Raw genomic sequence first — 16,135 nt, 5'->3', positions numbered from 1 at the left:
TGATCCATTTGTATTAATGAAGTGTGATCTGATTAACAAAAAACCTCCCGAAAGGGAGGTTTTGGGATGACGAACGCACTGGTTTTCTAGTGCGTCAGTTTTCGCAGCGGGTCTTCCGGCGAGCGGTTCGTAGTAGTTTTACTCCGTTTTTCCAGCCAGGCGATAATGCTGCTTGCCGCCTGCCTCCCGTCGTCCATCGCAGTCACTACCAGATCTGCGCCGCGCACCGCATCGCCTCCGGCAAAAATCTGCGGATGGCTGGTCTGATACGGGAAAGCTCCCGCGTGCGACGTGACCAGACGCCCGGCAGAATCACGCGCGACGGCCAGTTCATTCAGCCACGGCATGACGTGAGGCTGGGATCCGAACGCCATAATAATGGCATCGGCCTCGAGCAAAAATTCAGAACCGGGGATCGGCTCTGGTCGCCGCCGTCCGCTGGCATCCGGCGCTCCAGGCGCGGTACGTAACAGGCGGATCCCGCACACATGGTCCTGCGGATCCAGTTCGATACTGACCGGCTGAACGTTGAACTGGAATTCCGCGCCTTCCTCGCGCGCATTTTTCACCTCTTTTTTCGAGCCGGGCATATTTTTTTCGTCACGACGATAAGCGCAGATCACGCTGGCCGCCTCCTGTCGCAAAGACGTCCGCAGGCAATCCATCGCTGTATCGCCACCGCCCAGAACCACCACGCGCTGGCCTCTCATGCTGATATACGGCTCGTGCGGCAGTTCCGGCAAGTGCATCAGGTGTTTGGCATTGGCAATCAAAAACGGCAGGGCGCTGAACACGCCCGCTGCGTCTTCGTGCTCCAGCCCGGCTTTCATCGGCTGATATGTCCCGACGCCGAGAAAAACAGCGTCAAATTCTTTGAGCAAATCCGCAACGCCGGTATCCGTGCCGATTTCACTGTTCAGACGAAACTCAATGCCCATGTCAGTGAAAATCTCCCTACGCTTCGCCAGCACTTGCTTATCGAGCTTAAATGCCGGAATACCGAACGTCAGCAGCCCGCCGATTTCCGGGTGACGATCAAACACTACCGTGCTGACCCCGCTACGCGCCAGGATGTCTGCACACCCCAGCCCCGCAGGCCCTGCGCCCACAATAGCAACGCGGTAATCACGTGGTTTCACCGCAGATAAGTCCGGTTTCCAGCCCATCGCCAGCGCGGTGTCGGTGATGAAACGTTCGATGTTTCCGACACTGGCAGAACCCGATTTTTTCAACGTACAGGAGCCTTCGCATAACCGATCCTGCGGGCAAACTCGACCACAGATTTCCGGCAGGCTGCTGGTGCGGTGAGACAGTTCGGCGGCTTCGAGAATTTTGCCTTCTTTGACCAGCGACATCAGGGCGGGAATGTCGTTGTGCAGCGGGCAGATCCAGGCACAGAAAGGGTGGTCACTGCACTGAATGCAGCGCGCTGACTGTTCCTGCGCCTGTTCAGGCGTAAAGCGGCGGTAGATCTCGTTGAACGTGTTCTTACGCTCAGTGAGTGCGATCCGGATGGCGTCCAGACGCGGCGGGTTAAGCGCGCTGGCGAACACAGTTTCTGTCGCGCGCACGCTTGGGGCTGGACGGTGACTGAATTCGGCCAGTGCGGAAAGCCGCTGTTTGCTGGTGCGATTTTGCCGCAACGACTGTTCTGTCATCAGATGCAACGCCTGCGTCGGGCAGGCATTAACACAAGCCTGACCGGCCGGATTGCCAGTGCAAAGATCGCATTTTTGTACGGTTGCCTGTGACGTAACAGGATTTTCGGAATACCCGATAATATCCAGCGCGCCAAACGGGCAGGCAATCAAGCAGGTTTTACAACCGATGCATTTTTCTTCCAGCAACTGAATGCTGTTGTCACGGTAAACCATCGCCTGTGTCGGACAGACGCTAACGCACGGGGCTTCTTCACAGTGACGGCACAGCACGGCATTGCTGAAAGTGTCATTCCGTATGACGTGAATGCGCGGTAAAAACGTGTCTTTTGACGGGTAATGTTGCTCATTGTGCGATAGAACGCAGGCCACTTCACAGGCCCTGCAGCCGATACAATCTTGCGGGTGGGCAAGGACAAATTGATTCATTTTTCGCGTCTCAGCCCGGCCTTCGGTGTGAACTGAAAGCAGGAACTATTTATGTGCCCGGGGTTTTAATTTAAAAAGAATAAGAGGGGTAAACGTCGGGTTTTGCGGGCGGAGTCACATTTTACAGCTGTAAACGTTTCAGCTTTGGCAATTAACCACAAATTAATAAAGGGTAATTTCACATCCAGATTTTAAAGGAATTTTCAATTGGACGTCAGCACGGGTTTTCCTGTCAGGAACAGGCATTTGTACAGGTTTTTAAGTGGGGTTAACGTCGGGGGAAATCCTTCACCGAGCTTGCCGCCGCCCCGCATTGACCCGGAATAACCGGTTAACGCGGAGCGGCGGAACGGACCGATTTATTTCGTCGTCGGCCAGCTGATACGGCATTCGTCACGACGGAAATTCAGCACGCGACTGCGGTTTGAAATAAGCCGGACGCTGTAACCCTGAAAGTAGAGACAGAAGTTTTTCTTCCACGGCCCGTCGGGGAGTTCGACCAGCAGGCGTCCCGCGCCGAGCGACGTCAGTTGTCCGCAGGCGCGTAAAGTGCCAACTCCAATCCTGAGCTCATCGCCTTCGATATCAAACGCAGCTTTGGATTCGGGATGGTACCAGCGTCCCTGAACCATCTTCAGGCAGTCATTGGGTTCTACAGGCGTGAAATAACGCGGTGCGTGTCCGATTTCGCCCTGAATGGCTTTGCCGTCCCAGCGCAGACGCATCGGCATATGTGCGGAAAGCGTAATGGCTTCCTCCGCATCTGCGCCCTGATATAAGTTGTCGGCAGAACCGAGATAACTGGCGGTGCCATTGCTGACTTTCAGCCAGTAAGGCTCGGCGGTGCTGGCGTAGAGACCGTCCGGCAGCGCGTGGCTGCGCGGCGGTAAGGGGGCCGCGAGCAAGGCGGACATCACCTCCAGCGCGTGAGTGTACGCGGTGGTGTCTTCGCGGTTGGAAACCAGCGCCACGCCGACGTCCAGCTCAGGATGCAACAGAAAATAGGTTTTGTAGCCGGCATGTGAACCACCGTGGCCGTAAACTGTATGATCGCCGATTTTGGAAGATGTGGTGCCCAGCCCGTAAGCCGACGGAATATCACCGTTCAGATAACGCGGTTCCGTGAGCGTTTGCAGCACGCCCGCGCCGGGACCGGTATTGCTGAGTAGGCTTTGCAGCCACACGGTCAGCGAACGTACGCTGCCGGTCAGACTGCCGGACGCGGAAAGGTGCAGTCCGGCGACGGCGGTTTTCCAGCCGGTCGCGTCCTGCCAGTAGCCTGGCACCAGCCCGTGGACGATATCAAACCAGGTTTCCGGCGCGTGGAAAGCAATGTCCAGCGGTTGCGCGATATGCTTTTGCAGCAGGTCTTCGAACAGGATGCCTTTTTGTTTCAGGATCTCTTCAACCATCCGGTATCCGGTATTGCTGTAAGAAATCTCGGTACCCGCCGGGAAATTCAGCGCGCCGTCCTGCGCCAGAAAATTCATGATTGTCCCGGCTTCGCTGACGTTATAAACCGATACGCCCAGCAGCGATAAGGTTTCACGCACGTCCGGCAAACCGCCGGTCATGTCCAGCGCCTGGCCTATTGTGACTTGTGCCATCGGGGCTTTTAGCTGGGGTAAATACTGGCCGAGGGTATCGCTGAGGGAAAGTCCTGCATCACTGCGGAGCAGTGCGAGGGTGGCAAAAATATGTTTGGTGACGGAGGCATAACGCACGACGGAATCAACGCTGAAAGGTTCTGTGGTCGTCAGATTCGACAGACCGCCGGTGGCGTAACCGCGCAGCGTTTTGCTGTCAAAAAAGGTGATCGCGCCACCCGGTTCACCGGGTTTATTCCATTTTTCAGTGATGCGTTTTGCTGTCGTTTCAGCCGCCTGCCACTGTAAAGCAGACTGTGCGGTGGATGTCATTAACATCTCCTAAATTGTCTAACAGTGAATAAGATGGGCAGCCCAGACTGCCCGTGGTAACCGAAACCGCCGCCAGGGCTATTCGGGCTCCTCTAAACTGAGACTTAACGATCTTAACTCTGCTGTGTGCGGATGGGTGACGTTGCCTGTCCGCAAATCGTCTGCACTCAGAAGCTCGACCATTTCACCACCAATCATGACGCCGATGCTGGTGCAAAGATGCGCTACGACGGCCAGATTGTGGCTGACCAGAATATACGTCAGTTTCCGGCGCTCACGCAGATCGCTCAGCAGGTTAAGAATTTCGGCCTGAACCGAAACGTCCAGCGCCGACGTGGGTTCGTCAAGCAGCAGGATTTCCGGTTCTGAAATCATCGCCCGCGCAATTGCCACGCGCTGGCGCTGTCCGCCGGAAAGCTGGTGCGGGAAACGAAAACGCACCGCCTGCGGAAGGCCAACTTCGGTCAGGGCGTCCGCGATTCGTTTTTCGATATTCAGGAAACCGTGGACGATCAGTGGTTCACTCAGAATGCGGTCGATGGTCTGGCGCGGGTGCAGCGAGCCGTACGGATCCTGAAAAACCATCTGCACACGACGAAAAAATCGCTTTTGCCGCACCGGCATCTGGTCTTCGCCGCCAATCACCATTTCACCTGACCACGACCGATTCAGCCCGGCCAGCGCGCGCAAAATCGTGGATTTTCCCGAGCCGCTTTCGCCGACAATGCCAAAGCATTCGCCGGGAGCCACGCTGAAGCTGACGCCTTTGACCACTTCCGTATCGCCGAACGCAATGCGCAGGTTATTGAGGATGATTTTGCTGTTATCTAAAGAAGGAGATTCTACAGTCATGAGGTTTTCCAGGCTTCATCACGCACCAGCACTGGCAATCTGTCACGCGGATGTTTCAGCGACGGCAGGCATTCCAGCAGCCCGCGCGTGTAAGGATGTTGGGCTTTCAGAAGATCACCAGCCTGTAACGTTTCGACGATGCGCCCCGCGTACATCACCGCCACGCGGTCACAGAATTTGGAGACCAGCGGCAAATCGTGGCTGATCAGAATCAGACCCATTCCGCGGCTGGACACCAGGTCATCCAGCAAACGCAGAATTTCCGCCTGAACGGTGGCATCGAGCGCGCTGGTGGGTTCGTCGGCAATCATCAGTTCAGGATCCGGTGCCAGCATCATGGCAATCATGATGCGCTGGCCCATACCGCCGGACACTTCATGCGCGTAACGTTGTGCCACTTTATGCGGCTCACGGATTTTCACCTGATCAAGCAGTTCAATGGCGGCATTCATCGCCTGTTTGTTCGTGCCACCTTTGTGCGTCTGCCACGCTTCGGCCACCTGTTTGCCCACCGGCATCACCGGATTGAGCGAGTATTTCGGATCCTGAAGGATAAAGCCGACGCGCTTTCCGCGTATCTGGCGCATCTGTTTTTCACTGGCATTACGCAGATCAATGCCGTCGAAAGAGAGCGTTTCCGCGCGGCATTTCGCGCTGGACGGCAACAGGTTCATCAGACAGCGCGCGGTCAGCGATTTCCCCGAACCGCTTTCGCCCACGATGCCGAACTTTTCCTTGCCCAGAGAGAGCGAAACGCCGCGAACGGCATCAAAACTGCCGCTGTTGGTCTGGAAGGTAATATGCAGATCTTTGATATCAACCAGCATCATTTCTCCTTAGGATCGAGGACGTCGCGAAGCCCGTCGCCGAGGAAGTTAAACGCCAGAGAAGTCACGAAAATGGCAATCGCCGGGATCAGTGGCACCCACCATTCGCTGAACAGGAAACGGCGTGCGGTCGCAATCATCGCGCCCCATTCCGGCGATGGCGGTTGTGCGCCCATGCCCAAAAATCCGAGGCTGGCGGCGGTGATGATAATCGAGCTCATGTCCAGCGTGATGCGCACGACCAGACTCGGCACGCACAGCGGCATAATGTGGCGCAGCACAATGCGGGCGGGGGTCGCACCGGTCAGACGGCAGGCAGCAATGTAATCCGTGCCACGAACCTGCATGGTTTCGGCACGTGCCAGACGGGCATACGGCGGCCAGGCAGTGAGGGCGATGGCGAGAATGGCGCTTTCGATGCCGGGCCTGAGTGCCGCCACGAAAGCCAGCGCCAGAATCAGACGCGGGAAGGCCAGAAAAATGTCGGTGATGCGCATCAGAATGCGATCCAGCAATCCTCCGGCGTAACCCGCGACACAGCCGATCAGCAGGCCAACCGGCGCGACAATTGCCACGACGATAATCACCATGCCGAGCGTGATGCGTCCGCCGTACAGAATGCGGCTCAGCGTGTCGCGCCCCAGCTCATCGGTGCCGAGCCAGTGCAGGGACGACGGTTTCGCCAGACGGTGCGCCAGATCCTGCGCACCCGGATCATAGCTGGTCAGCCACGGCGCACAGATTGAAATCAGCAGAACCACCAGTACGGTAAACAGGCCGGTGATCGCCAGTGGATTTTTGCGCAGGCCGAGCCAGATACGGTATCTGCGCCCCCAGACCGCCTGCGTGCGGGTGTGCGGCGTATCCGCCAGCAGCCAGGCACGGCTGCCTGCGCGGGGTTGCGATGTGACAGGTAAAATGCTCATGTTACGCGGGGATCCAATAGTCGGTAGAGAAGGTCGGCCAGCAGGTTAAGCAGCACGTAAATGGCGCCAATCAGCAACGTAGAGCCGATGACCGGATTCATATCGGCGTTCATCAATGACACGGTGAGATATTGCCCGAGGCCCGGCCACGAGAAGACGTTTTCAGTGACCACTGCACCTTCGAGTAAACCGGCGTAAGTCAGGGCCAGAACGGTAATAAGCTGTACGCCTACGGTCGGAAATGCGTGTTTCCAGATGACGCGCTGCGCCGACAGCCCTTTGGCGCGGGCGGTGATGACGTATTCGCCACCGAGCGCGTTGAGCATGAAGGTCCGGGTCATACGGGTGATGTAGGCCATGCTGAAATACGCGAGGATCAGAACCGGCTGAGCCATGTGCGCCAGCGCATCCCAAAATGCACCCATATCCCCGGCGATCAGCGAATCAACTGTCAGTAAACCGGTGACCTGCGGGATCATGTCTTGATAGATGATGTCCTGACGGCCCGGGCCGGGCGCGATGCCTAATGCGGAGTAGAAAATCAGCAGGCTGAGCAGCGCGAGCACAAAGACCGGCAGGGAGTGACCAGCCAGACACACCACGCGGATGGTCTGGTCAATCCAGCTTCCCTGACGCGTTGCCGCCCAGACGCCCAGCGGAATGCCGACGATTGCCGCAATAATAATCGCCGCCGTGGCCAGCTCGAGCGTGGCCGGGAAGAAACGTGCGATATCCGTAGTGACCAGATTGGACGTCAGGGCAGACCGGCCTAAATCACCGTGAAAGACCTGACTGATGTAATGAAAGAACTGCATCCAGAGGGGCTGATCCAGCCCCATTTCATGACGAACCCGTTCGACGACTGCCTGCGGTGCATTGTCGCCCACCGCAGCCAGAACCGGGTCCGTCGGCATAACGCGACCGATAAAGAAAGTCACCACCGACAGACCAAACAAAGTAAGACAAACGCTGATGCAGGTACTCAGAAATCCATTGAGTCTCTTGCTCACGCTTTAACAACCTTCTCGTAAGGGCTGGTGCTCATTACAGTCAATACTACACCGGAAATCACGTTACGGCAGGCGGCGGTCATAGTCGGTTGCAGCATGATGATAAACGGACTGTTTTCCATATGTTTGGTCTGCAATTCTTCATAGAGCTTGATGCGGGTGGCCGGATCAGATTCTTTCAGCGCTTTCGTGCTTAGATCAGAAATTGATTTATCCTGCCAGCTGCAACGCCAGGCCAGCGTGCGGCTTTTCGCAGAATCGGTGTTATCCGGATTGCTGCAAAATGCTTCGGCATTAGAGTTCGGGTCAAAGTAATCCGCGCCCCATTGGGTCAGCGCCAGTTGCTGCTGGCGGGCGCGCATTTTGGTCAGCACCTGACGGCTTTCAGCCGCGAGCAACGTCACTTTTATTCCGACTTCGGCGAGGTTAGCTTGTAATGCCTGCACGATGTCAGAAGAAGGTGAGGCGGAATAGTGATCGAGCGTGATCTCAAAACCATTCGGGAAACCGGCTTCTGCCAGCAACGCTTTGGCTTTTGCCACATCTCGTTTGTACATGATGGTATTCACGGCAGCCGGGAAACCTTCAGGCAGGAAACTCTGATGGATTTTGTGAGTGAGCGGCACGATATGCTGCTGAATATTTTCGTAATCAACCGCCCATTTCAGCGCCTGCCAGACCTGCGGTTTCGCGAGGTTGGGGTGTGCGGTATTGGCGGAGAGCATATAAGTCCCGGCGATACCTTTGCGTACCAGCGTGAAGTTTTTGTCGTTCATCAGCGGACGCAGCTGTTCGGTCGTCAGGTTACGTGCGATATCAATATCGCCTTTTTGCAGCATTAACAGCTGTGCAGAAGGGTCAACGATATGGCGCATGATGATGCGCTGGATTTTACCCGCGTGCGGGTTGTACTTGTTACTTTCGAGAATGACGGATTCGCTGACTTTCCAGTCGCGCAGTTTGAAGGCACCGGAACCGGCGCTGTTTTTCTTCAGCCAGGCGTTACCCAGATCCTCACCGACCTGATTCGCCAGACAGGCGGATTTCTGCACTATGCTGCCAACGTTGGCGGTCAGGCAATATAAAAGGAAAGATTCGGAAGCGGGTTCAGCGGTTTGAATCACCAGAGTTTCGGTGTCTGGTGCAGTAATCAGGGTGTCGACATTGTCTTTGGTATAACCAAACTGGTTGATGATGTAGGCCGGGCTTTTATCTAGTTTGACCACGCGTTGCAGGGAGAAAGCGGCATCTTCAGCGGTAACCGGTTTGCCGTCGGCCCATTTAGCTTTCGGATCCAGTTTGAAGGTAAAGGTTTTTTTATCGTCAGAAGCGGTCCATGACAGGGCCAGATCGCCTTCGATTTCATCAGGGGAAGCCAGCTTGGGTTTCACCAGTTGCTGATACATATTGCCGGTAATTTCGCTGCCCACGGACTCGAAGCTTTCATGCGGGTCAAGGCTGGTAATGATGTCGAGTTGGATTGCCATCACCAGTATCGAGGCGGGCGTGGCCGCAAACACGGCATCAAATTTAAGGTATGACAGCACAGGTATTGCGGAAAAACCGGTAACAAATTGACGCCTGGTAACCATAACTACTCCCATCGTGTTGATATATAAAAGTAAAATTAAAAATTACGTTGTCAGACCCTTGACTTAAACTCAGGCAACTGGCTTAAATGAAAAAACGTTGCTTTGCACCTGTCGACGTTTCGTATCGAAAAAACTAATCTGAAGCGTACTGTGTTTGTTCTTCGTTGGTGCAATCGTTCGCAGGTGATGCACTTCGTCTGAGCAAATCTCCGTTGTCTTAGTCATGCTTAATCAAAGGTAGACCTTTTTTATGAATAACGTAGCGCACGGAACTGAAGAATTAATGCCGGTATTTGATGGACATAACGATGTTTTGCTACAGCTTTGGAAAGAACATCGTCAAAATCCTGAACGCGCATTCCTTCAGGGACCCGCCAGCGGACAATTAGACCTGCCGCGCTGTCGTGAAGCGGGCTTTGCCGGCGGACTGTTTGCCGCGTGGGTACCCACTCCAGACACTGATCTTGCAAATAGCGTGCCTGATCGCTCAGTCGACACGCGATTCCTTGTGGAAGGTACTCAAAAACATCCTGATTTTTCTCCGACACCTTCTTTCGATTTTGCACGCGATATCACATTCGGGATGATGGCGTTTTTGCTCAGAATTGAAGAACAGTCGCAAGGGAAGGTGAAAATTTGCCGCACGGCGCAGGAAATCCGTCAGTCTATCGATAACCGTGCATTAGCTGTGGTTATGCATATCGAAGGTGCGGAAGCGATCGATGAGGATTTATACAATCTGGACGTGTTGTACAGCATGGGGCTGAGATCTCTCGGTCCGGTCTGGAGTCGTCCGAATATCTTCGGTCATGGCGTGCCATTTAAATACCAGACCTCACCGGATACCGGGCCGGGGCTAACGGAGGCGGGCGTCAGGTTGGTGAAAGCCTGTAACCAAAAACGCATCATGATTGATCTGTCGCATCTGAATGAAAAAGGGTTCTGGCAGATTGCCGGACTCAACGATGCCCCGCTGGTCGCCAGCCATTCCAACGCGTTCAGCATCTGCCCGCAGTCACGCAATCTGACTGACAAACAGCTGGCTGCTATCAAAGAGAGCAACGGTTTCGTCGGGCTGAACTTTGCCGTGCCGTTCCTGCGTGAAGACGGCAAAAGAAGCGACGACACCGGCACCGACATTATGGTGCGCCACGTGGATTATCTGGTGGAACATCTGGGAGAAGACAACGTGGGCTTTGGCTCGGATTTTGATGGCGCATCGATGGCGCCGTTTATGTCCGATGTGCGCGGGTTGCCGGTGTTGGTGAATGCGCTGCGTGAAGCGGGTTACGGGCAGGCGCTGCTGGAGAAGATTTGCTACAAAAACTGGGTAAACGTTCTGGAAAGAACCTGGGGACAATAGCGCGACTCAGGAAGTGGCATAAAGTAAAAAGGCAGCCCCGAAAGGCTGCCTTTTGCATCGTAGCGTTAATCAGACTTATTTGAAGAAGTCTGCGCTCACGGTCAGGTTGCCGCCGCTTTTGTTCTGCCACTGACGGGTAATATGGTAGAACTTCGCGCCTTTCGCCGCAGCACGGTTCGCCACTTCCTGTGAAACGTCCGTAGTGCTGTTGAAGTGGCCGGTGAAGGTTGTGGAATCAAACGGAACCATCTGAGCGGCGGTGACGTCGTTCACTTCCTGAATTTTAGCACCGTTAGTTGCTGTGACAGTGTAACGTTTGCCGGTAGATGATTGCGTTTCGAAGAAACGGCCAACATCACGGCTTGGGCTACCGGAAGAAGCCACACCCGGGATTTCCACTTTCGCCGCTGCTGCACCGCCAGCTGCCAGCGCGGCTTTACCTGCTTCGGAATCAGCAGGAATGGCATCCGGAGACTGAACTACGCGTTTTGGTGCATCTTTCTTATAAATGAACGCAGTGATGTACTGGTTACCGCCGCTGTTGGCATCAATCTGGCGCACGATGAAGAAGGAGTAAGCCCCTTTCTGTTTCGCTGCTGTCGTGATGGCATCATTAACGTCTGGCTGGCTGCGGAAGAAACCGCTGACAGTCACAGTGTCAAAAGGCTCCAGGCCATAGGCGACATCTTTCGGAAGCTCTACAACGCCGTTAATCACACGGTAGTGCGGGTCATTGCTGACTTCAGGCGCATCTTTTTTATAGATATCTGCAACTACGCGCCAGTTACCGCTATTGTTAGTGGTATTGGTATCTTGAATATAAAAATAATCTGCACCCAGCGTATCGGCACGGCGGGAGACAGCGTCAGACGCGTCGCCCAGCGTGTTAAATCGCCCGGTAATAACAATGCGATCAAAAGGCTTGATGGCTGCTGCTTTCTGCGGGCTAATTTCCTGCGCGGCATGTGCTGCGGACAGCGCAGAAATAGAAAACAGGGCCGATGCGATGATCGTTTTTGTCAGCTTCATAAAAAATCCTTTCACCTTGCGCTGTAATGTTGAAACGAGCTGAATTCTTGATGTGTAACAGGTTAGCGGCCGATTATTGCATGTAACAATGCTGAGTGTCTCAGCAATTTATGGCAATAATGCGAGCGGTATCGAGATAACACACCTCTTTTTTTGCTGCCATTAACTTATATAAGTTTGATGAATAAACCAAGTGGTGAAATAAATGTTAATTATTCACTATTTTCTAACTTTTATGCCCGCGCCGGGCGGGGTAGAGTGAGACTTTCCTGAGTGATTGATCCGGTATAAATAGGATTTTCAGGTGAAATAAAGGCTTGTTTCTCACGGTTTGCAGCAGGTTTGCGGACCATATCAATTTTTTTATTATTAATTGTCTGACTATCGCTGCGATACGTAGATTATTGATTAGATATTCAGTAGGTTATACCCAGCCTGCAAAAACAGATTTTCGGTCGTTTATATAACCGACAGGCTGGTAATTGAATTGTTATGTCGATGACACAAATCATCAATGAAAAGGGTGAAGGGAATACTATGCGTATTGGTGTACCAAAAGAGCGGTTGACCAATGAAGCCAGGGTTGCAGCCACGCCGAAGACGGTGGAACAGTTGCTCAAACTCGGCTTCACGGTGGCTATCGAACAGGGTGCCGGTAAGTTAGCCAGCTTTGAAGATTCCGCGTATGAAGAAGCGGGAGCCTCGGTCGTCACTGGCGATGATGTATGGCAATCAGATATCGTTTTGAAGGTGAATGCGCCTGAAAACGATGAAATTGACAAATTACAGGCAGGAAGTACGCTGGTCAGCTTTATCTGGCCTGCACAAAATCCTGAATTGATCCAAAAATTGGCCGACCGTCAGGTGACGGCGATGGCGATGGATTCTGTGCCACGTATTTCTCGCGCGCAATCTCTGGATGCCCTGAGCTCGATGGCTAACATCGCAGGTTACCGTGCGATTGTTGAAGCTGCGCATGAATTTGGCCGTTTCTTCACCGGGCAAATCACCGCCGCCGGTAAAGTTCCGCCTGCAAAAGTCATGATTATCGGTGCTGGCGTGGCTGGCCTTGCTGCCATCGGTGCAGCAGGCAGCCTCGGTGCCATCGTTCGTGCGTTTGATACCCGCCCTGAAGTTAAGGAGCAGGTACAAAGTATGGGTGCTGAGTTCCTGGAACTGGACTTCGAAGAAGAAGCGGGCAGCGGTGACGGCTACGCGAAAGTGATGTCCGAAGCGTTCATCAAAGCGGAAATGGCGCTGTTTGCGGCTCAGGCTGAAGAAGTGGATATCATCGTGACTACCGCGCTGATCCCGGGCCGCCCGGCACCCAAGCTCATCACTAAAGAAATGGTTGCTTCCATGAAACCGGGCAGCGTGATTGTTGATCTGGCGGCGCAAACCGGCGGTAACTGCGAGCTGACCGTTGCAGACAAAATCACGACCACCGAAAACGGTGTGAAGATCATCGGTTATACCGATCTGCCAAGCCGTCTGCCAACACAGTCTTCGCAATTGTACGGCACTAACCTGGTTAACCTGCTGAAACTGCTGTGCAAAGAGAAAAACGGTGTAATCGAAATTGATTTCGAAGATACCGTTGTGCGCGGCGTGACCGTGGTGAAAACCGGCGAAGTAACCTGGCCTGCGCCACCGATTCAGGTTTCAGCGCAGCCCCAGGCAGCCAAAGCCGCAGAACCGGTAGTAAAAGCCGAAGCAAAACCGGCTAATCCGTGGACTAAATACATCATCATGGCCGTCGCCATCGTGCTGTTTGGCTGGCTGGCGAATGTTGCTCCGAAAGAGTTCCTGTCCCACTTTACCGTTTTCGCGCTGTCCTGCGTGGTCGGTTATTACGTGGTCTGGAACGTCAGTCATGCGTTGCATACCCCGTTAATGTCGGTCACTAACGCCATTTCAGGGATCATCGTGGTGGGTGCCGTGCTGCAAATCGGTCATGGCGGTTGGGTCAGTTTCCTGTCCTTTGTTGCCGTTCTGATTGCCAGTATCAATATTTTCGGCGGATTCACCGTCACTCAGCGCATGCTGAAGATGTTTCGTAAGAACTAAGGAATAACATATGTCTGGGGGTTTAGTTACAGCAGCATATATTGTTGCCGCTATTCTGTTTATTTGCAGCCTTGCGGGATTGTCAAAACATGAAACATCTAAGCAAGGTAATATTTTCGGTGTCACCGGGATGGCTATCGCGCTTGTCGCGACCATTCTGGGGCCAGACTCCGGTAATGTAGGCTGGATCATCGTCGCGATGGTGATTGGTGGTGCGATTGGCGTATATCTGGCACGTAAAGTCGAAATGACTGAAATGCCTGAGCTGGTGGCAATCCTTCACAGCTTCGTGGGTCTGGCGGCGGTTCTGGTGGGCTTTAACAGCTATCTGGATCACGGCGCTGTACCGATGGAAGGCGTGATGGAGAACATCCATCTGACCGAAGTGTTCCTCGGCATCTTCATCGGTGCGGTGACCTTCACCGGTTCGATTGTGGCGTTTGGCAAACTGCGCGGGATTTTCTCTTCCAAACCGCTCGCACTGCCGCACCGTCACAAGCTGAATCTGGCAGCGCTGGTCGTTTCATTCCTGCTGATGGTCACGTTCGTTCGTACCGATAGCGTTGGCCTGCAAGTTCTGGCACTGCTTATCATGACCATTATCGCCCTGGGCTTCGGCTGGCATCTGGTTTCTTCCATCGGCGGTGCGGATATGCCGGTGGTGGTTTCCATGCTGAACTCTTATTCCGGTTGGGCCGCGGCGGCCGCAGGTTTCATGCTGAGCAACGATCTGCTGATCGTCACCGGTGCGCTGGTAGGTTCTTCCGGTGCGATTCTGTCCTACATCATGTGTAAAGCGATGAACCGTTCGTTCATCAGCGTGATTGCCGGTGGTTTCGGTACTGACGGTTCTTCTACCGGTGACGCAGAAGAAATGGGCGAATACCATGAAGCGTCAGCCGAAGAAGTGGCTGACATGCTGAAAAACGCCAGCTCTGTGATCATCACCCCGGGCTACGGCATGGCCGTGGCGCAGGCGCAATACCCTGTACACGACATCACGGCTAAACTGCGTGCGAAAGGTATCAAAGTCCGTTTTGGTATTCACCCGGTGGCCGGACGTTTACCAGGCCACATGAACGTGCTCCTGGCTGAAGCAAAAGTCCCGTATGACATCGTGCTGGAAATGGACGAGATCAACGACGACTTTAGCGATACCGACGTGGTGCTGGTTATCGGTGCGAATGACACTGTGAACCCGGCCGCGCAGGAAGATCCGCGCAGCCCGATCGCCGGCATGCCAGTGCTGGAAGTGTGGAAAGCGCAGAACGTTATCGTATTTAAACGTTCAATGAACACCGGTTATGCCGGGGTACAGAACCCGCTGTTCTTCAAAGAAAATACGCAAATGCTGTTTGGTGATGCGAAAGAAAGCGTAGAGAAAATTCTGCGCGCGCTGTAACTCTTCGTCAGTCATTCAGTAATGAAAAAGGCCAGTCTGTTGACTGGCCTTTGTTTTATCCGTTGTTCAGACGTTATTCGTCGTCATCTTCTTCGTCATCGTCAGACGTAATCGGGCACTCGAAATCATCGGGCTTAATGGCCAGCAAATCACATTTCAGATGATCGATCACCTGTTCTGTGGTATTGCCCAGAAACGCCGCAGACAATCCGGTACGCCCGATAGATCCCAGCACCACAACACCCGCTTGCAGATGTTCCGCAAGGTCAGGAATGACTTCTTCCGGCAGGCCTTTTTCCACATGCGTGAATTTTTCGTCGAGTTGGAATTTCTGGCGTAGCGCTTTCATCGCAATCAGATGCTGGCCACGTATCGCGTCGTTGTAAACGCTCGGGTCAAAATCGGGAAGTTCGATGGCGATGTTAATCGGTGTCACCGGGTAAGCCCCCACCAAATGGACTTCTGTCTGATTCACATGGCTGGCGAGTTCAATGGTCTCTTTCACAAGTTTGATGTTGAGCGGATCGTGATAAGGCTCTTCGCTGGAAAGGTTAACGGCAACCACTGCTTTACCGCCTTCCGGCCACGGCTGGTCTTTCACCATCCAGACCGGGCAAGGGCATTTGCGCAGCAAATTCCAGTCCGTCGGAGTGAAAATAACGGATTCAAGACGGTCATGCTGATGGGCCATTTTCAGAAGCAAATCATGATTTCCGGAAATCACCTCCTGAATAATCGCTTCAAAAGGTTTGTTATGCCAGACGACTTTCACATCAATCGGAATGCCCGCGTCGACATAATAGTGGCATTGCTCTTTGATCCATTCTTCTCTTTCGCTGATCACGCTCTGGCGCATGCTGGTTCGCTCATCCGGCGAAAGCATGGTCGTCATTTCGTACGAAAAGTCATAAATGGACAGGAAAGCTTTGATGCGGCCACCGTTGCGCTGCACCAGATAAACGGCACGACGCAGTGCGGGTTGGTCATCCTGATTGGGGTCTATAGCAACCAGTAAATTCTGATACTTAGCCATGGGGACTCCTTAACACCTGTAAGAGAAC

12 protein-coding genes are annotated in these 16,135 nt (G+C 53.8%); 3 read left to right on the top strand and 9 right to left on the bottom strand.

The window, feature by feature from the left end; all coding sequences use genetic code 11:
- Nucleotides 1–86 precede the first annotated feature (86 nt).
- The 7 genes from aegA to ACLBVC_RS13325 all read right to left on the bottom strand — a co-directional run bounded on the left by aegA (nt 87) and on the right by ACLBVC_RS13325 (nt 9,213).
- Complete coding sequence (gene aegA, locus ACLBVC_RS13355; RefSeq protein ID WP_410150006.1) at nt 87–2,087, bottom strand: formate-dependent uric acid utilization protein AegA; 2,001 nt, start codon at nt 2,085–2,087, stop codon at nt 87–89.
- Nucleotides 2,088–2,446: 359 nt separating this feature from the next.
- Nucleotides 2,447–4,006, bottom strand: coding sequence for a serine hydrolase domain-containing protein (locus tag ACLBVC_RS13350; protein WP_410150005.1), 1,560 nt, complete (start codon nt 4,004–4,006; stop codon nt 2,447–2,449).
- Between the two features lie 78 nt (nt 4,007–4,084).
- On the bottom strand, nt 4,085–4,858 hold the full coding sequence (locus ACLBVC_RS13345; protein ID WP_410150004.1) for an ABC transporter ATP-binding protein: 774 nt from the start codon (nt 4,856–4,858) through the stop codon (nt 4,085–4,087).
- Nucleotides 4,855–5,685, bottom strand: a complete 831-nt coding sequence (locus tag ACLBVC_RS13340; protein ID WP_410150167.1) for an ABC transporter ATP-binding protein — start codon at nt 5,683–5,685, stop codon at nt 4,855–4,857. The genes ACLBVC_RS13345 and ACLBVC_RS13340 overlap by 4 nt, the downstream gene beginning before the upstream one ends.
- Nucleotides 5,685–6,611, bottom strand: coding sequence for an ABC transporter permease (locus tag ACLBVC_RS13335; RefSeq protein WP_410150003.1), 927 nt, complete (start codon nt 6,609–6,611; stop codon nt 5,685–5,687). Before ACLBVC_RS13335 ends, ACLBVC_RS13340 begins: the two co-directional genes overlap by 1 nt.
- Nucleotides 6,608–7,621 carry an ABC transporter permease gene (locus ACLBVC_RS13330; RefSeq protein ID WP_152326277.1) on the bottom strand — a complete coding sequence of 338 codons (1,014 nt, stop codon included), beginning with the start codon at nt 7,619–7,621 and terminating at the stop codon, nt 6,608–6,610. Before ACLBVC_RS13330 ends, ACLBVC_RS13335 begins: the two co-directional genes overlap by 4 nt.
- Nucleotides 7,618–9,213, bottom strand: a complete 1,596-nt coding sequence (locus ACLBVC_RS13325; RefSeq protein WP_410150002.1) for an ABC transporter substrate-binding protein — start codon at nt 9,211–9,213, stop codon at nt 7,618–7,620. The genes ACLBVC_RS13330 and ACLBVC_RS13325 overlap by 4 nt, the downstream gene beginning before the upstream one ends.
- Before the next feature lie 250 nt (nt 9,214–9,463).
- On the opposite strand from ACLBVC_RS13325, the gene ACLBVC_RS13320 reads away from it, so the two are divergent.
- Entirely contained in the window at nt 9,464–10,576 is a 1,113-nt protein-coding gene (locus ACLBVC_RS13320) for a dipeptidase (RefSeq protein ID WP_410150001.1), read from the top strand.
- 75 nt (nt 10,577–10,651) lie between these two features.
- On the opposite strand, the gene ydgH is transcribed toward ACLBVC_RS13320, so the two are convergent.
- Nucleotides 10,652–11,605: a DUF1471 family protein YdgH gene (gene ydgH, locus ACLBVC_RS13315; RefSeq protein ID WP_410150000.1), complete on the bottom strand. Its 954-nt coding sequence runs from the start codon at nt 11,603–11,605 to the stop codon at nt 10,652–10,654.
- Between the two features lie 537 nt (nt 11,606–12,142).
- On the opposite strand from ydgH, the gene pntA reads away from it, so the two are divergent.
- Nucleotides 12,143–13,672 carry a Re/Si-specific NAD(P)(+) transhydrogenase subunit alpha gene (pntA, locus tag ACLBVC_RS13310; RefSeq protein WP_410150166.1) on the top strand — a complete coding sequence of 510 codons (1,530 nt, stop codon included), beginning with the start codon at nt 12,143–12,145 and terminating at the stop codon, nt 13,670–13,672.
- Between the two features lie 10 nt (nt 13,673–13,682).
- Nucleotides 13,683–15,074 (top strand): Re/Si-specific NAD(P)(+) transhydrogenase subunit beta, encoded by a 1,392-nt coding sequence (pntB, locus tag ACLBVC_RS13305; RefSeq protein WP_410149999.1) that lies wholly within the window; start codon nt 13,683–13,685, stop codon nt 15,072–15,074.
- A gap of 73 nt (nt 15,075–15,147) precedes the next feature.
- On the opposite strand, the gene uspE is transcribed toward pntB, so the two are convergent.
- Complete coding sequence (gene uspE / locus ACLBVC_RS13300) at nt 15,148–16,107, bottom strand: universal stress protein UspE (protein WP_195815092.1); 960 nt, start codon at nt 16,105–16,107, stop codon at nt 15,148–15,150.
- Between the last annotated feature and the right edge of the window lie 28 nt (nt 16,108–16,135).

This window comes from Rahnella selenatireducens, from assembly GCF_046449555.1.
In the GTDB taxonomy this organism is placed as follows: Bacteria; Pseudomonadota; Gammaproteobacteria; order Enterobacterales; family Enterobacteriaceae; genus Rahnella; species Rahnella selenatireducens.
The sequence above is the reverse complement of the archived record's forward strand: the minus strand, read 5'-3'. Positions and strand labels throughout refer to the sequence as shown.